Genomic DNA, 15,673 nt, shown 5'->3' on the forward strand with positions numbered 1-15,673 from the left:
GTGGGCTCCAGGGCCCGCCTCAATCGATCATTCAGTCTGCTTTTTGGCCAGGCGTAGCCACATATCAGCCGGCCGATACTTTTCGCGCAATGCGGAAAGATGCTCGCCAAACAGCGAGTCCAGGGTAGGTCCAATCTTTGAGTACATCTCAGCGAGATAGACCTCGTGCGTGATCATCGTTTCTACGACGTAGACCAGGGACGGGTTGCTCGCAAACGACGCGGAAGCGTCGGCGGTATAGGAGGCAATGATGAAGCTCTCGCTGTCCACCGTCATCGTGAAAACGACATCGCTAGCCCCGCGATGGGCTCCACGCCCCTCATGCAGAAACACGGTGAAGCGCGGGTCTGCGCGCAGCGCGCTTTCGTCTTCTCCAAACACGATCAGAATGATCTGCACGCCCCGGTTGGCCGTCTCTGTGAGCATGGGAAACCTGGGCACAATCATTTCCGCTGGCGCCTTGATCCACACATGGCGTTGCGCCCCGGTGATCATCTCATCGATTTTCGAATCGATCTGCGCGGTGCCTCCTTCAGTGAGTTCATTCTCGCGTGGGAGTGCGGGAATGATTGTGCGACGCTCAAACGGTTTCTGGAGCTGGTTCCAAACGACGCGCAATGATGCGTTAGCTCGACTCGCACTCGCTCCCGAAGGGGGCCCCCCGATGGGGTGTGTCTGCAGCAGCTTGAGCAGGGGCCAAGCTGTTGCGGACAGGAGCCGCGCTTCGCCGACATGCCGCCGGCGTGCATCGTGCCCCTGCTGGCCGATAACGGCGTGTCCCTGACCGGTGAGTCGAGTTCGCCTTCCATGATACGTCCAGTATTCCCTTCGTCGCATTCCTTGCGCTCGACACTTCCGGCGGGCAGCGAAAGCCTGCTATTGGCGTGAACAGGCCTGGCGTAGCTGCTCGTCACAGCCGCTCAAGCAGCACCTTGGCTTGCCACAAGTCAGCGGTGTCGAAGCCTTCCGTGAACGAGCCGCGAATTTCGGCAAGCATCTGCCGCGCTGCTGCCGTCTTGCCCTGTCGTTGCCAAAGCCGAGCCAAGCTCAGCGCCGCTCGCAGCTCCAGCGACTTGGCACGTTGGTCGCGCGCCACTGCGATGGCTTTGTGAAAACACACTTCCGCTCTCTCGTCGCCCGCGGACCCGTCGGCCCGGGCGCCTGACTCATGAACCAGCAGTTCACCCTTGAGTCGATGCAGCTCAGCTTCGTAGTAGCGTTCCCCGGTCCTGTCTAGCATGGCCATTGCCTCGACCAGCGTATTCTGACCTGCCTCGGCTTGCCCCGCGTTGCCATAAGTTTCCGCCAGCAGGGCCAGAAAGTATGACCCTCCGAGTTGTGCCCCCGTGGCCTGATAGGCGGTCAGGCCTCGAAGTATTCGGGAAATTCCTTCCGCGCTATGTCCCAGCTCGGCCAGCGCCCAGCCCTGAAGGATAGTTCCCCACGCCAAGTGAAGCGGAAACCCCTGCTCGGTCGAAAGCGTGACGGTCGCCTCGGCGCAGTCTATGGCCAGTTGCGCCTCATGCCGCAACTGATGTAGCTCGGTGCTAACGGCCAAGGTATGGGCGAGGCCAAGGGGGTGAGACGCACGAGCCAGAATGAGCGCCTCCTGGCTTCGCTTGATGGCCTGATCCGGATAGCCCAAATACCACAGAATCAAAGCCAAGATCCTCCGGCCCTGCATCCCCGGGTGGTCCCGTCCGTGAAGAAAGGTCGCTCCGTCCAGCGGTTCTGCGTCATGGAGGGTAACCGACTGCTGCACATGAGTATGAGCCATGGCGAGCTCGCCTAAACGAAACAAAGTCACTCCGCGCAGAAAATGAGCGTGCATCAGCATCCCCGGGTTCTGGGTGTTCTCAGCTAAGCGGAGGAGCCGCTCCGCTAGCTCTTTTGCGGTCTGGTACTCGGCACGCAATTGATAATAGGTCCGCAGCCCCATCTGCACCGAGAAGAGCTGCGAAGGTTCCCCAACCTGTTCGCACAATGCGAGCGCGCGAGCATAGGTCGCCACTACCTCCGACGCCCCATAACCTTTCGCGGCCATCCAGGCCGGACCGATGGCCAGCTGTAGCTCGAGTTCTTGCTGGACCCGCTCGGGCGTGTCGGGCAGACGCTCGAGCAGCGCCAGGGCCGCGCTGAGCTGTCGGATCGCTTCGAGACTGGCGGAACGCTGGAAGGCCTGTTGCCCGGCGCACTGCAGGTACTGCACGGCTTTCGGAATGTTGCCGCTCAGGCTGTAGTGGTGCGCGAGCTCGCTCCAATAGTCCTTGAGCCGACTATGGAAAAGCGTCTCGATGGCCTGTGCCGTGCGTTCGTGCAAAACGCTACGCCGCTCTATGAGCATCGAGTTACCAGCGACTTCCTGAGTGAGCGCATGTTTGAACACATACTCCACCTCCGGAAATGCGGGCCGCTCGTAAATGAATTCTCCGGTCTCCAAGCGGGACAGAAGACGGCGTAGAGTGTCTTCCGGCTGCCCGACGACCTGCCGGATCAGATTCAATGGAAACTCCTTGCCGATCACGGCAAGGATCTGCAGCAGCTCCTTCTCTGCAGTGGGCAGCCGGTCCATACGGGCTGCGAGCACGCCCTGCACAGTAGTCGGGATATGCAGCGCGGTCGGGGTCTTCTCGATCCGATAACGCCCAGGATCGCCGAGCAGTGCACCTTCCTCGGCCAAGGTCTGGACCACCTCTTCGATGAAAAAAGGATTGCCCTCCGTCTTCTCGAGGACAAGCAGTTTGAGAGCCGTGAGCCCGGCATCATCTCCGACCAGCTCGGTCAGCAGGCGGTGAGCGTCGACAGGCCCCAAGGGATCCAGTCGCAGTTGGGTGTGGTCGCTTTTGAGGACCCAGCCGTGCTGATACTCGGGCCGATAGTTCACGAGCAGCAGAATCCGGGCATTTGGCACACGCTCGATAAAGAACCCGAGGAAAGCCTCGGTTTCGCTGTCTAGCCATTGCAGGTCCTCGAACACGATCTCAAGGGGCTCATTGAGGCTTTCGCGCACCAACAGTCGAGTAATCGCATCGAAAGTGCGTTGGCGCCGAATCTGCGGATCCATGTGCGCCAACACCGAACTCTGCTCGGCGATTCCCAGCAGATAGAGCAGGTAGGGCACGACGTCTTCGAGACTACGGTCGAGGGTCAGCACGCGGCCGGTGACTTTCTCCCGGCACCTTCGCTCATCATCGTGGGCGGTGATCTGGAAGTAGTTCTTCAAAAGCTCGATCAACGGCAAGTAGGCGAAGGATCTGCCATGCGAGACCGAAAAAGCCTCCACCACCAGACAACCTCGGGGCGAGAGTTGTTTGAACTCATGGAACAGCCGAGACTTCCCGACCCCGGAGTCTCCCACGACGCAGACGATTTGCCCGTGTCCGGCCTTGACCTCATTCAACGCCTTATGCAATTGCTCCAGCTCCGACTGGCGGCCTACGAATCGGGCCAGCCCGCGTCGCGTAGCGACTTGCAGTCGTGTGCGCAACAAGCCGGGGCCGAGTACTTCATAGACGGCAAGCGGCTCGGGAACGCCTTTGATCTGAGTCGCGCCCAGGGCTTTGAACTCGAAATATCCCTCGGTTAGCTTATGGGTGGCCTCGCTCACGAGGATCGACGAGGGCGTCGCCATTGCCTCCATTCGTGCAGCAATATGGATCGTGTGCCCTACCGGATCGTAGTCCGTGTGAAGGTCGTCCTTGCGGATCGAGCGCACCATGACCTCGCCCGTATGGACACCGACGCGGATTCGCAGCGGGATGCCTCGGTCCAGGCGGATCCGGTCACTATGGCGGCGCATCGCTTCCTGCATGCGCAGCGCCGCATAGAGTGCCCGCTGCGGATGGTCCTCGTGGGCAATCGGGGCGCCGAAGAGGGCCAGGATTCCGTCGCCGAGCGATTTCACCACGAAGCCCTCGTAGTAATGCACGGCGTCCATCATAAGTTCGACGACGGGGGCGATCAGCCGGTGCGCTTCTTCGGGGTCCAGGTCGTGGATAAGTGCTGTGGAGCTAGCCATATCGGCGAAAAGCGCCGTGATGGTCTTGCGCTCACCGGCGGTTTCGCCGCGGGATTCCACGGCCGCCTGCTCAGCCAGGACGCGCTCGGCTAGGTGGGGAGGTGTGTAATGAATGGGCGCAGAAGCCGCTGGCTGAACAATTGCGGGCGCCGCTTGCAACGACGCGCTCACGGGCGCGCCGCATTCGCTGCAGAACTTGGCGTTAGGACTCAGTTCGTGGCTGCACTGCAGACAGGTGTGTACAAGCCGTGCCCCGCATTGCTCGCAGAACTTGGTTCCTGCCGGATTCTCGAACCGGCAATTTGTGCAGTGCATATAGCCTCTCGACGGCTTAGGACTCCTTCCGAATAATTAGAGGCTCAATCGACTCGCGCATCAAGAGCGGTGGCCGACATTCGTGCAGAAGGCGAGTTTCTGACAAGGCGCACACTCGGGCCAGACTGTGGCCCCCGCTGCGGAGTGTGGCGCCTGGAGCCTAGGTCGTTGTGACTTGCACCCGGCCCGGGCGGGGTTCGCCGATTCTTCGGCGCCTACAACTCGCTGCCCATGGATGCCTAGATCCACGCGGCTTGCTGCTGAGGCTGGAACCGAAGCCGTGCTGGAGCACGTGCGGCAGAGCGGGTACGCCCCGACCGGCTTCGAACCCCATATCGGGCACTTGCTGGGCGAGGCGCCCATTGGCCTTGTGGTCATGGCGGTGGCGCAGGCCGCCCTGCGCCGCGGCATGTCGGTTTTGCCGAGGTCGGGCACCATCTTGCTCAACTCGCGCGCCAATACAAGCAAGCGTGCGCGCCGGACCGCCGCGGCCATGGCCCTAGGCCACCGCGCTGGCAGGCGGCAAGCGGAGTGCTATCGAGGAAACTTTAGAGTCGTATAGACAACCGGCAAAAAGGTGAACCGCCCATCGCCATCGGTTCGCACATGCCCGATGCCCGGAAAGGGAACGTGCGCGCCGCCGATTAGGTAGCCCTGCTGTGCGGCGTCGGCCAGCATCCGCCGCCGCTCGCCGCGCGCGGAGCCGGCGTCCACGTCGTATGCGATGGTGACTGACGGGTCCTCGAACTGTACGGCGGCGACGTGAATGATGTCACCCCAAAGGAGAAGCCTCTCGCCGTTGCTCTCTATGGAAAATCCTGTGTGCCCCGGAGTATGACCATAGAGACTCTGCGAGGTGATGCCGGGAATCAACGGCACACTGCCATCAAAGGGCTTCACCTTCTGAGCCGCCACGTACGGCCTGAGAGAGACCATGGCGCCTTCAAAGAATCGCTTCATGGACTCTGGGGCTGCGCGCATTCTTGCTTCACTGAGCCAGAAGTCCATCTCGCGCTTATCCAGACGCACCATCGCGTGCGTAAACGTCCGCTTTCCGTCAGTGACTAGGCCGCCGACGTGGTCGGGGTGCAAATGGGTGAGGTAGACTTCATCAACTTGCTCGGGCCGGTAACCGGCCGCGCAAAGATTGTGCAGCAAATCGCCTGTTTGTGGGCTGAGAAGAGCCCCGGCGCCAGCATCGATCAGAACAAGTTCCTTGCCGGTGTTGATTAGGTAGGAGTTATGTGAAGTCTCCACACGCTCACCGAGGAAATTCTCCCTAAGCAGGGTGGCGACCTTGCCAGGGTCTCCGTTCAACAACGTTGTGGCCGGCATCGGATTGGTGCCGTCCGACAAAGCCGTCACTTCGAACTCGCCCACCATGATGCGGTAGAAGCCCGGCGCCTGACCGCCCACGACGGGCGCTTCCGCGTGTACGCTCGGCACGAGTGCGACAGCGCAACAAAGAAGTAGACCGCGAAGATGGCGCAATGGAACCATGGTCAAGTTTCCTCTTGTGAATTCATTGATGGAACCTATCGCTACGGACCCGCCTCTATCGACTCGCTTCCGACACACGCGTACTCAGCCAGTCCAGGATGAAATCCGCGACCTGCAAGTTGTTCTTATCTTGCATAATCATGTGGGAGTTGCCCCGAATGCCGACACTCGGAAGTGTCATGATTTCGGCGCGCCCGCCCGCGACGCGATTGATGCGCTCGACCACAGCCTTACGGGCATTGAAACGTGGACGCCCGGTGAACGAAGCTGAATCGAGGTTGTCGCCGAACAGTTCAAGGTTGGGGATGCCAGCATAGGCGGAAATCTGCGCGTCGCTGGGTACAATCGATTGTGAGCCTTCGATATTAATGACCGCCCGCACCAGCTTTGGCCGTATCCCAACGAGGGCGTCTGCGAAAGGGCCCGACAGTGAATGGACGACTACCACGGAGGGCCCAATTTTTTCGAGCAAGGCTGCCAGGCTGTTGGGCACAGTATCCATGGGGCCGTTCGTGAGCAATGATTCCGCAAAAGGTACGACCTGTGCCCCAAAGGCCGGCATGGCTTCCGCTGGATATTGCGTGTCTGGGTAGGGCGTGCCGTATGCTGGCCCAAAGCGGAACAATGTCCATGCCAGTTCTGCCGTCACCATGAGGACGTTTGAGGGCAGCGCTCCCGTGCTGTCATCCTTCTTTGCCTGATTTATCGGTGTAGCGTCGAAGCCCGATCGCCCTCGGCCTGGCGTGTCGACGACGTACACCGGGTGGCCTTGACGCACGAAATAAGTCGCCCACCCTTCGCGCCCGTCCGGGGTGGTCTCAAAGCTCGCTCCTGTGAGCCCGCCGCCGTGAACCAAAACGATGGGTGTGCGACGTGGCGCCTGTGCGGGAATGCGATAGTGGACGTACATCTGGTCGACCACGATGGTGCCCGCTGGGACAGGACCCGCAGGAGAGATTCCTGGCGCGGGGGATTGGATCTGTCGTCCCCCGATGAAGAACACTCCCTCGTCTGCCAATTGCAGTGGGGCCGCGGCTGCCGCGGAGGAGCAGGCCACGCTCAGTAAGAGATTGCCCGCCAGTAGGCAGTACCTCATTTGCTTCGCTAAATATGTCATACGATGCATGTCTCCGTTGGGGCCTTTTATATGACGCAAGCGGGGACGGTGCTTTTTCTGGCCATCGAAAGGCGCCTAGCGACTTATCCGGGCTGGGCAGTGGTCCCCACTCACTTCGACTTCTGCTGTGGATAGTGACTCTTGCCATTCGGAGCAGTCCAATACTGAATTTGCGTGAGTTGATACCGTACGGGTATGTTGTTCGAAGCGCCGGCGAGCAACCGTATGGAAGGAAATGGTGTGCCATTCTTCCCCAGATCGTGGGACTGCCCGGCGCCCCTGACTGACCGCCAGCGATTCACGGTTGAGGAAGGGAACGCTTACTACGTACCTAATTCTCGATGGCGGATCCGGCAGGCCCCCCAAGGAGGCCGCCGCCGAACTGGCCGCCCTGCGGGCCGAGGCGCGGCACTTCACTACTGCCTTCAGTCTTCAGGGCTCTATGTCGGCTGCCGCGATGACGTTGTTGGAAAGAACGCCAATTCCTTCGATTTCCACGTCGATAGCGTCACCCACCTTGATGGGCCCGACGCCCGCCGGCGTGCCGGTCATGATGAGGTCGCCAGGGAGCAGCGTCATGTATTTGCTCAGGTAGGCGATGATCTGCGCCACGCTGAAGACTAGGTCTGCGGTGTTTCCGTCCTGCCGCACTTCACCGTTCACCCTGGTAATGATGTTCAGGTTCGACGGGTCAAGGTTAGTGGCAATGACGGGTCCAATTGGTGCAAAGGTGTCGTAACCCTTGCCAGCCAGGAGGCATCCAAACTCGCTTTCACGGCGCTGCAGGACGCGGTCGCTGACATCGTTACCGCAGGTGTAGCCCAGCACGCAGCTAAGAGCGTCCTGCTCCGACACATGGCGCGCTTGCTTGCCGATCACGACGGTGAGTTCGCCTTCAAAATGAATATTCTGGCCGTCCGACGGGTAGACGATCGAATCACCGGGGCCAATGACCGTGGTGCTGGGCTTCATGAAAAGCACCGGGATTGCGGGGCTGGCCTTGCCCACCTCCTGCGAATGCGCCCGATAGTTGTAGCCCAGACCGAAGACTCGCGGGCGCTCGATTGGCGTGAGCAGCCTGACGGTGCTGAGATCGTCAATGTGACCGGATGGCTGCAGGGTTTCCCAGGGGGCCGCTGCCAGCCGCTCAATTCTCCCCTCAGGCTTGCCAAGGCCGTAGTGAACAAGGCCGTCGGCCAGGTAACGGATGATCTTCATGATGCACACCATGTCAAAATTAGTGTGCTAACGTTAGCGTGCGACGGTCGTGATGTCAATTCGAGCTGCTGGTTGGTTCGACTTGACATCGCAATTTTGCCGACACATACTTATGCCAACGTTAGCATTGAATAGCACAGGCCGAGGACGGTTCGCCAATACGTTGGCGGGCACGTACCTGCAGTCGAAAACGGAGACAACGATGCAAAGCGAATCGCAAGAAATAGCGGGACTACCAGTCGAACTTCGGCGTGTTGTCACCGGTAACGGGGCGCATGGTGCTGCGGCTGTGGTCATGGACGCCGCTGCGCCGCGTTCCGAAGCATTCCGGCATATCCCCGGGATGGTGTCGCGTCTGGTGTGGGCGACATCGCGGTCTTCAACAGTGCCCTTCGATGGCACGGATCCGACAGTTGCGGTACGGAGCATTGTTCCCGCCGCTGGTGAGACACGTTTCCTCGTGGTCACTTTTCCGCCGGACAGCGTCTTCTCGTCGCCAGAATTTGATCCGGCGTTGGCGGCAGAAGAGAACGCAAGGATCAGCCCGGGCCTGGCAGAGCTCTTCGAGGCCGACGGCATGCACACGACGCCCACCATTGACTACGGCATTGTCCTTGACGGTGAAATCTGGCTTGAACTTGACAACGGCGACGTGACACACCTTCGCGAACATGACCTGATCGTACAGAACGGCACCCGCCACGCCTGGAGGAACAGAGGCCAGGTAGCGGCGAGTGTGGCCTTTGTGCTGGTCGGTGCGCAAAACGTCACCAACATCTAGCGTAACTGTGTTGCAAAGCGTGCCTTTGGGAAATGGCTGGTCCGCGTCAAATGCAATATTCAAACATTCGGTTCAATAACAGGAGTCTGCATATGACCGATACAACCATCACACGCGTCCATGGCCGTCGTGTTTGGGATTCCCGCGGCCGTCCGACTGTGGAAGCGGAGATAACGCTGGCATGCGGAGTGATCGGTCGCGCCATCGCGCCGGCTGGCGCGTCAACCGGCAGCGGGGAAGCGATGGACCTGCGTGACGGCGGTGTTTCCTTTGGCGGCCTCGACGTCGCCAACGCCGTTGCTTCCGTCAACGGCGACATTGCGAACCTGCTGACAGGCCGGGACGCTTCAAACCAGGCCGCGATCGACAAAGGCATGGTGGAACTTGACGGTACCCCGAACCGGGGACGGTTGGGTGGCAACGCGCTGGTCGCAACTTCGATGGCCGTGCTGCACGCAGCTGCGGCGGCTGCGGGGAAACCCATCTGGCACTACCTTGCTGGCGACCGGACGGTGCGCATTCCGCTGCCCGAAATCCAGATTTTTGGCGGTGGCGCCCATGCGGCGCGACGCGTTGACGTTCAGGACTTCATGGTGATGTGTCCGGGCGCGAGCAGTTTCAGCGAGGCCCTGGACTGGACCGCCGAAATCTATCGCGCGGCGGGGGCACTGATGAAGAAGGCCGGCAAGTTGCAGGGCGTCGCCGACGAAGGAGGCTACTGGCCCACGTTTGATTGCAACGAAGAGGCGCTTGACGCGTTGCTCGCTGCAATCAGCGACACGGGCTTGCACCTTGGCACGCAGGTCGGCATTTCGCTGGATATCGCGGCCTCGGAGTTCGGCCGCAATGGCAGCTACAGGCTTGCGCTGGACGGGCGCACCCTCGACACGGAGGGGATGGTCAGGATGCTTGGCGGCTGGCTGGCGAACTATCCGATCCTCTCGATCGAGGATCCATTGGCGGAAGACGATCCGGCTGGCTTCGGCATTTTCACGAAGGAGTATGGCCACCGGTGCCAGATTATCGGCGATGACTACCTTGTCACCAATGCACAGCGCGTCGCAAGCGCGGCGGTGGCCGGCCATACCAACGCAGTGCTGATCAAGCCTAACCAGGCCGGCACCATCACCGAAGCACATGATGCGCTGGTTGCGGGCAAGGAGGCCGGATTCGGCACGATTGTGTCCGCGCGCTCCGGCGAAACCGAGGATGTGACCATTGCTCACCTGAGTGTCGGCTGGGACGCTGGCCAGCTCAAGGTGGGTTCGTTCTCACGCTCCGAGCGCACGGCGAAATGGAACGAGGTACTGAGAATCGAGGAGTGGCTTGGCAAGCAGGCGGTCTTCAGTGGCTGGGGCGCGCTGCCGTTTCAGCTCTGACACGGGACTGCGTCGTCGGCACAGGAACCCCTAACCAGTCCCCATTGTTTCGCTGTTCAAGAGAGGTGGTCTTCAATGCCAGATCTTATGCTGTTGGGTATATCAGGAAGCATGCGTCGGGAGTCAAACAATACCGCCCTGCTTAGAACGCTGCAGATGTCGATGCCAGCCGGCATCGGATTGTCTGTCATCACACTGGACGATATTCCGCTCTATAACCAGGACGTGGAGCTTTGCGGCGTGCCGCCAGGCGTTCAGCAATTAAAGTCTGCGATCGAGGCGAGCGATGGAATCATATTGTGCTCGCCGGAGTACAACTGCGGAATGCCTGGTGTGCTGAAAAACGCCCTTGACTGGGTGTCGCGCCCCGCACTGACTTCGCCGCTGAAGGGCAAACCAGTGCTAATCGTGACCAGCTCCCCGGCCTTTACCGGTGGCGTACGGGCACAGGCCCAACTGAGAGAGACGCTCTCCGGCATGCTCGCGCGCGTCATTGCCTGGCCACAGGTGGTCATCGCCGGCGTTCAAAGCAAGGTCCAGGAGGGCAGGCTTGTCGATGAGGCAAGCGTGAAATTCCTGCTGGATGCTGTTGGTGGCCTGGCTGCGGAAATCGCGTTGTTGCCACGCAACCCATCCGCGACCGCGCCGACTTAAACATCCCCTGCAGCTCCTATTGATCTTTGCCTACTTCTGTCCTAATTTATGCGAACGTTAGCGCGCACTGTTGAATATTCCCCCAAGACGAGGTTCATATGCTGCCACCCGTAAATCTTCGCCCGCCATTCAACATCACCCGGACCAGCCATGTCGTCCTGCATGTCGCGGACCTGGCGAAGAGCCGCCAGTTTTACGTCGATATCGTGGGTCTCGTTGTTTCTGACGAGGACGACCAGGTCTGCTATCTGCGCGGATTGGCAGAGGCCTGTCATCACAGCCTGGTCCTTGTACAGACCCAGGGCGAGGCGACCTGCAAGCGATTGGGCTTTCGGGTGTTCTTCGAGGAAGACCTGGATCTTGCCTATCAGTTCTTCCAGGACGAGGGGTTGCCAGCGGAGTGGGCCGAAGTTGCGTATCAGGGCCGCACGCTCCATGTCACGGACCCGATCGGCACGAAGATTGAACTCTGCGCAACGATGGAAACGCGCGAGCGCCAATACCTGAACCGTGAAATCTTCAAAGGGGCGCACGCCCAGCGACTCGATCACTTCCAGATATTCGCGCCCGACACCTATGCTCTGTGTGCGTTCTACAGCCGGCTCGGTTTCCGGAACTCGGAATACCTCGCGCATGGTGACAAGTTGCTTGGCGCGTTCATGTACCGCAAGGGCACGTGCCTTGACCTGGCAATTGTGCAGAACGAAGGGCCGAAGTTGCATCACTTCGCCTATACCGTCTCCGAGTCGCACAACATCTTCGACGCGTGTGATTTTGCCGGAATTTACGGGTACGGCACTGAGGTCGAACGCGGCCCAGGTCGTCACGGCCCGGGCGGAATGCTCTTTGTCTATCTACGCGATCCCGATGGGCACCGCGTAGAGCTGTTCAACAGTCACTACCAGACGATCGACACCGAGATTGAACCGGTGCGGTGGGATGCGGCCACGCTTAGTACGAACGTGCGCTGGGGCCTTCCGGCACCGGAACGGTGGTACTTCGAGGCCACCAGCTTCGAGGAGACATCGCTGATTCCTCCGGTAGAAAAACCAAAACCCGAGACGCTCGAAAGCTACGTGCAGAAGCAGCTATCGGCAAAAAATCAGGCATAGAAAGAGGATTTCCAACCATGTCACGAGTCAAATACCTTGATCGTTCGGACTGCACTGATGCCGCCATCTTTGACAGGCTCGAACGTGAGCGAAAAGTCCCTACCGCCAACATCTTCAGAGCACTGGCGAATGTGCCTGAAATCCTGGGTCAGTTCCTGTCTTATGCAAACGCGCTGCGCGCCTCGGAGATGAGCCCCAAACTTCGCGAGCTTGCAATTCTCACGGTCGGGCATTGCACCGGCTCGGAGTATGAGATCGCACACCATCAGTCGCACGGGCTGAAAGCGGGGATCAGCGAAGCGCAGCTGAAGGCAATCCCAGAATTCAAGACGTCCCCGCTCTTTGACGAATGCGAGCGTGCCGTGATGAAGTTCGCCGAAGAGTCCACGCAAAAGGTGAACGTCAGCGCGCAGACCTGGGGCGCGGCAGCCGAGTTCCTTCCGGAACGCCAGCTGGTCGAACTGGTGCTCACCATTGCCTGGTACAACTCGGGCGTCCGCATCATGGGTGCGCTGGACATCGAACTGGAAGAGGGCTATCGCTAATACGCCCTGCGAAACCCGGTCTAGTTCGAATTGATTTAACTGCAAAAGGTACTGTATGGAAAAGACAATGGTTGCAGCCAGGCTGCATGCCCTTGGTACGCCGATGACGCTTGACACGATTCCTGTGCCGAAGCCCCGCCCGACCGATGTGCTGGTGCGCGTGAAAGCGTGCGGCATCGTGCCGAATATGGCGAATGTGATCAATAACTGGATGACATGGTTTCCGCACCAGCCGTTGCCGAAATTTCCGGCCATTTTTGGGCTGGATCCGGCGGGCGTGATCGAAGAAGTCGGTGAAGCCGTGATCAATGCGAAGCCGGGCGACCGGGTCTATGTCAGCCCGTTGCGCTCGTGCGGTTCGTGCTCGGCCTGCAAGGCAGGGCACCGCAGTCTTTGCCGGTATTACACGCTCAACGGCTATTTCAGCACCAGCCGTGATGGCCAGAAGATCTTCGACTTGTACCCGTACGGTGGCTTCTCGGAGTATATGACCGCACCTGAGTACGCGATCGTCAATATTCCCGACAATCTGCCTTTCGAGCGGGCCGGCAGGTTCGGCTACCTGGGAACATCCTACGGGGCATTGAAGAACGCGGGCGCGGGGCCGGGCCAGGTCGCGCTGATCGACGGCATTACCGGAACGCTTGGGGTAGCGGCGACGGTTCTTGGCCTCGCGATGGGTCTTTCCCGGATTATTGGAACTGGCCGGGATGAGCGGCTCCTGCAGCGCGTGAAGGCGCTTGCCCCGGACCGGATCGAGGTCATCCGTCTCGGCGAAAAATCGACCGGAGAGTGGGCACGCTCGCTGACTGGTGGCGAGGGCGCCGATTTCGTGATCAGTGCGCTGGGCGCAAAGGCGCCCGCATCGACGATGCTCGACTCGATGAAGGGTGTGCGACGTGGCGGCAAGGTGGTCAATGTCGGCGGCGTCGCAGAGAACCTTCCGGTCGATGTCAAGTGGCTGATGGACGAGCAGGTCCAGTTGATCGGCTCGAACTGGTTCACGACTGCGCAAGGACAGGAGATGGCGGAGATGGTGCGCACGGGAACTATTGACCTGTCGTATCTGGAAAACCGCTGCTTCCCACTCGCTGACGTCAATGAGGCGATTTCCGGACTCAAGGACCGCGACGGCGGGTTCAGCAACTACGTCGTGATCCCCTAGTAGGAGTAGGGCCCTCCTGCTGAAGGCCTTCTTTTTGCGTTCAGCAGGAGTTCAAATCCGTCAGACAGAAAGATAAGAAGCCGGCGGGGAGAAGGGCGCGGACAGAATCGATGAAGTTCAGGGATCGAAGCCCGGCATCGCTGGCGCTTCGCACCATCTACGATCAGAGGAGACAAGAAATGGAGAAAACCAACTATACGACCATGGCCAAGCTACTGCATTGGTCAATGGCGGCGCTGATTCTCGTCGCTTGGGTAATTGGCTACTACTCAAGCCTGCTCACCTTGAAAGAAAAAATCCAGACGGACAGTATCATGATCCATAAGTCTGTCGCGAGTGTGACGCTCTTTCTCATTGCCATTCGGATCATCTGGCGTCTCACACACCCGGCTCCTGCGGCGCCGGACGGGATGTCGAGTCTGGAACGAAGCGCGGCGAAGATCGGCCATTTTCTGCTCTATGCGTGCATGGTCGCACTTCCTCTTTCGGGATGGCTATGGAGTTCCGCTGCGGGTTACAAGATTCCGGTGGCCGAGATCTTTTTCCTGCCACCGCTTATCGACAAGAACCCGGCACTGACCGCGACACTTAGCGGGGTGCACAAAGTCCTAGCCTACATGATACTGGCGCTGATTTGCGGTCACGTGATGATGGCGCTGAAGCATCATTTCATCAATCGAGATGCATTGCTCTTATCGATGCTCCCGAGGAAGAACCGGACGCCGCATCCTTCACGGTCGATTACCTAGTCGCGGCGCAGGTTATCGCTGTAGAGTGCGGCTGCGAGCGTTGGGGCAGCCTGGGCGCTGTGGATTCCTGCCAGGCCGGCGGCAACCTGGCGACCAATCCAGGCGGTGGCAACGTAGCGCACTTCGGCATGGCACGCGAACTGGTATTGGGTCCCGTAGCGATCCTGCCATCGGGCGCGGTCTACTACGACCTGTGCACGCTGCGAGAACCTGTAGCGCCCGGCCGGTGCACCGGACGACTGGGCCGCCCGTAACGGCGCCTCGCTCACCGACGCAGTGCTGGAGCAGGTGATGCAGTTCGGCTGCAGCATCAGCGCCCAGCACGGGATCGGGTAATCAAGGGTCACGCGTTGCAATCAGTACAAGGGCCCGCTGGATCTGCGGCTGATGCAAGCGGCGAAGGCCGTCTTCGATCCCGCCGCCATTGTGTGTCCCGACAAGCAGCTCTGAGCCATTGCGAGAACGTCATGAACAAAGCTGCGGTTGGCGTGCCGGGCCGGCGGGCAACCCTACGCAACCACTCACCTTCGGAACTGCTGAGCTGCATTCGGGCGCTGGCGGGCTCGCTGCGCAACGTTGCTGGCTGCCCCCGCCAGCACGTCATCGCGTTGATCAACGGTGCGATGGCCGCCGCCTCGCCGCGCGAGGTCGCCGTGGTGCTTGGCGCGGCGGCCGAACTGGGCATTTATCCGGATACGGCTTCGCTCGATCGCTGCCATGATTTGGTGCAATGCACCGATGAGGTGGCCGTACGCGCTGTCGTGTGGGTAGTGCGCCACCGGCTGGCGCGCCAGCGGTCTCATGGCCGCGGTTCGCAGCAAGCACGGACCCGCAACACCAGTCAATGAACCTGTCAATGAACGAGGCAGAAATTTTTGATGCGGCGCCAATCCCCGCAGGGCGGGCGAATAATCAACAATGGCTCGATCACAGCGCATGCGCCACGTCCGTTCTCATCGCCTTACACACCCAGCAAGCGCGCGCTACTGGGCCTGACCAAAAGCATTGCGCTAAATGGCCGCGCCTTCACCATCGTCTGCACCCCGATCGACATCGGCAATGCCCTGACTTAGCTGGGGGCACGAATGCAGAAGGGCGTGCTGCAAGCCAATGGCACGGA

General features: G+C 60.2%; 15 protein-coding genes and 1 pseudogene. 10 read left to right on the forward strand and 6 right to left on the reverse strand.

Annotated elements, in window-relative coordinates; genetic code table 11:
- Positions 1-27 precede the first annotated feature (27 nt).
- The 5 genes from ABNX08_RS36140 to ABNX08_RS36160 form a co-directional block, all read right to left on the reverse strand.
- Positions 28-618, reverse strand: a complete 591-nt coding sequence (locus tag ABNX08_RS36140; RefSeq protein WP_349605333.1) for a TrmB family transcriptional regulator sugar-binding domain-containing protein — start codon at positions 616-618, stop codon at positions 28-30.
- 292 nt (positions 619-910) lie between these two features.
- On the reverse strand, positions 911-4,333 hold the full coding sequence (locus ABNX08_RS36145) for an AAA family ATPase (RefSeq protein ID WP_349605331.1): 3,423 nt from the start codon (positions 4,331-4,333) through the stop codon (positions 911-913).
- Positions 4,334-4,867: 534 nt separating this feature from the next.
- Positions 4,868-5,833, reverse strand: coding sequence for an MBL fold metallo-hydrolase (locus ABNX08_RS36150; protein WP_349605329.1), 966 nt, complete (start codon positions 5,831-5,833; stop codon positions 4,868-4,870).
- A gap of 55 nt (positions 5,834-5,888) precedes the next feature.
- A complete protein-coding gene (locus ABNX08_RS36155; protein WP_349605327.1) occupies positions 5,889-6,755 on the reverse strand; it encodes a lysophospholipase in 867 nt (288 codons plus the stop codon).
- Positions 6,756-7,382: 627 nt separating this feature from the next.
- Complete coding sequence (locus ABNX08_RS36160; RefSeq protein ID WP_349605325.1) at positions 7,383-8,168, reverse strand: fumarylacetoacetate hydrolase family protein; 786 nt, start codon at positions 8,166-8,168, stop codon at positions 7,383-7,385.
- 202 nt (positions 8,169-8,370) lie between these two features.
- Here ABNX08_RS36160 and ABNX08_RS36165 point away from each other — a divergent pair, with 202 nt between their 5' ends.
- The 7 genes from ABNX08_RS36165 (at position 8,371) to ABNX08_RS36195 (ending at position 14,553) form a co-directional block, all read left to right on the forward strand.
- Positions 8,371-8,949 (forward strand): cupin domain-containing protein, encoded by a 579-nt coding sequence (locus ABNX08_RS36165; protein ID WP_349605324.1) that lies wholly within the window; start codon positions 8,371-8,373, stop codon positions 8,947-8,949.
- Between the two features lie 92 nt (positions 8,950-9,041).
- On the forward strand, positions 9,042-10,328 hold the full coding sequence (gene eno / locus ABNX08_RS36170; RefSeq protein WP_349605322.1) for a phosphopyruvate hydratase: 1,287 nt from the start codon (positions 9,042-9,044) through the stop codon (positions 10,326-10,328).
- Positions 10,329-10,415: 87 nt separating this feature from the next.
- On the forward strand, positions 10,416-10,982 hold the full coding sequence (locus tag ABNX08_RS36175) for an NADPH-dependent FMN reductase (RefSeq protein WP_374063819.1): 567 nt from the start codon (positions 10,416-10,418) through the stop codon (positions 10,980-10,982).
- A gap of 98 nt (positions 10,983-11,080) precedes the next feature.
- On the forward strand, positions 11,081-12,094 hold the full coding sequence (locus ABNX08_RS36180; RefSeq protein WP_349605318.1) for a VOC family protein: 1,014 nt from the start codon (positions 11,081-11,083) through the stop codon (positions 12,092-12,094).
- A gap of 17 nt (positions 12,095-12,111) precedes the next feature.
- Positions 12,112-12,639 (forward strand): carboxymuconolactone decarboxylase family protein, encoded by a 528-nt coding sequence (locus tag ABNX08_RS36185; protein WP_349605316.1) that lies wholly within the window; start codon positions 12,112-12,114, stop codon positions 12,637-12,639.
- Positions 12,640-12,694: 55 nt separating this feature from the next.
- Complete coding sequence (locus ABNX08_RS36190; RefSeq protein WP_114131462.1) at positions 12,695-13,804, forward strand: alcohol dehydrogenase catalytic domain-containing protein; 1,110 nt, start codon at positions 12,695-12,697, stop codon at positions 13,802-13,804.
- A 179-nt stretch (positions 13,805-13,983) separates the two neighbouring features.
- Entirely contained in the window at positions 13,984-14,553 is a 570-nt protein-coding gene (locus ABNX08_RS36195) for a cytochrome b (protein WP_349605314.1), read from the forward strand.
- On the opposite strand, the gene ABNX08_RS36200 is transcribed toward ABNX08_RS36195, so the two are convergent.
- On the reverse strand, positions 14,550-14,900 hold the full coding sequence (locus ABNX08_RS36200) for a hypothetical protein (protein WP_349605312.1): 351 nt from the start codon (positions 14,898-14,900) through the stop codon (positions 14,550-14,552). The two genes, ABNX08_RS36195 and ABNX08_RS36200, sit on opposite strands and share 4 nt — an antisense overlap.
- 19 nt (positions 14,901-14,919) lie before the next feature.
- Between ABNX08_RS36200 and ABNX08_RS36205 the strand changes: the two are divergent.
- The 3 genes and pseudogenes from ABNX08_RS36205 to ABNX08_RS36215 all read left to right on the forward strand — a co-directional run.
- Positions 14,920-15,003: pseudogene (locus ABNX08_RS36205) on the forward strand (hypothetical protein); the annotation flags it as partial.
- A 17-nt stretch (positions 15,004-15,020) separates the two neighbouring features.
- Positions 15,021-15,401, forward strand: a complete 381-nt coding sequence (locus tag ABNX08_RS36210; RefSeq protein ID WP_349605310.1) for a hypothetical protein — start codon at positions 15,021-15,023, stop codon at positions 15,399-15,401.
- 30 nt (positions 15,402-15,431) lie between these two features.
- Complete coding sequence (locus tag ABNX08_RS36215) at positions 15,432-15,626, forward strand: SDR family NAD(P)-dependent oxidoreductase (RefSeq protein ID WP_374063791.1); 195 nt, start codon at positions 15,432-15,434, stop codon at positions 15,624-15,626.
- Positions 15,627-15,673 lie beyond the last annotated feature (47 nt).

It is taken from the genome of Cupriavidus sp. DF5525, from assembly GCF_040149425.2.
Taxonomy (GTDB): domain Bacteria; phylum Pseudomonadota; class Gammaproteobacteria; order Burkholderiales; family Burkholderiaceae; genus Cupriavidus; species Cupriavidus pickettii_A.

Excerpts from the sequence above, each read along its gene's own strand:
- ABNX08_RS36160 (WP_349605325.1), bottom strand. The coding sequence starts at position 8,168 with ATGAAGATCATCCGTTACCTGGCCGACGGCCTTGTTCACTACGGCCTT.
- ABNX08_RS36210 (WP_349605310.1), top strand. The coding sequence starts at position 15,021 with ATGAACAAAGCTGCGGTTGGCGTGCCGGGCCGGCGGGCAACCCTACGC.
- ABNX08_RS36180 (WP_349605318.1), top strand. The coding sequence starts at position 11,081 with ATGCTGCCACCCGTAAATCTTCGCCCGCCATTCAACATCACCCGGACC.
- ABNX08_RS36145 (WP_349605331.1), bottom strand. The coding sequence starts at position 4,333 with ATGCACTGCACAAATTGCCGGTTCGAGAATCCGGCAGGAACCAAGTTC.
- ABNX08_RS36185 (WP_349605316.1), top strand. The coding sequence starts at position 12,112 with ATGTCACGAGTCAAATACCTTGATCGTTCGGACTGCACTGATGCCGCC.
- ABNX08_RS36215 (WP_374063791.1), top strand. The coding sequence starts at position 15,432 with ATGCGGCGCCAATCCCCGCAGGGCGGGCGAATAATCAACAATGGCTCG.
- ABNX08_RS36150 (WP_349605329.1), bottom strand. The coding sequence starts at position 5,833 with ATGGTTCCATTGCGCCATCTTCGCGGTCTACTTCTTTGTTGCGCTGTC.
- ABNX08_RS36175 (WP_374063819.1), top strand. The coding sequence starts at position 10,416 with ATGCTGTTGGGTATATCAGGAAGCATGCGTCGGGAGTCAAACAATACC.
- ABNX08_RS36165 (WP_349605324.1), top strand. The coding sequence starts at position 8,371 with ATGCAAAGCGAATCGCAAGAAATAGCGGGACTACCAGTCGAACTTCGG.
- ABNX08_RS36195 (WP_349605314.1), top strand. The coding sequence starts at position 13,984 with ATGGAGAAAACCAACTATACGACCATGGCCAAGCTACTGCATTGGTCA.
- eno (WP_349605322.1), top strand. The coding sequence starts at position 9,042 with ATGACCGATACAACCATCACACGCGTCCATGGCCGTCGTGTTTGGGAT.
- ABNX08_RS36190 (WP_114131462.1), top strand. The coding sequence starts at position 12,695 with ATGGAAAAGACAATGGTTGCAGCCAGGCTGCATGCCCTTGGTACGCCG.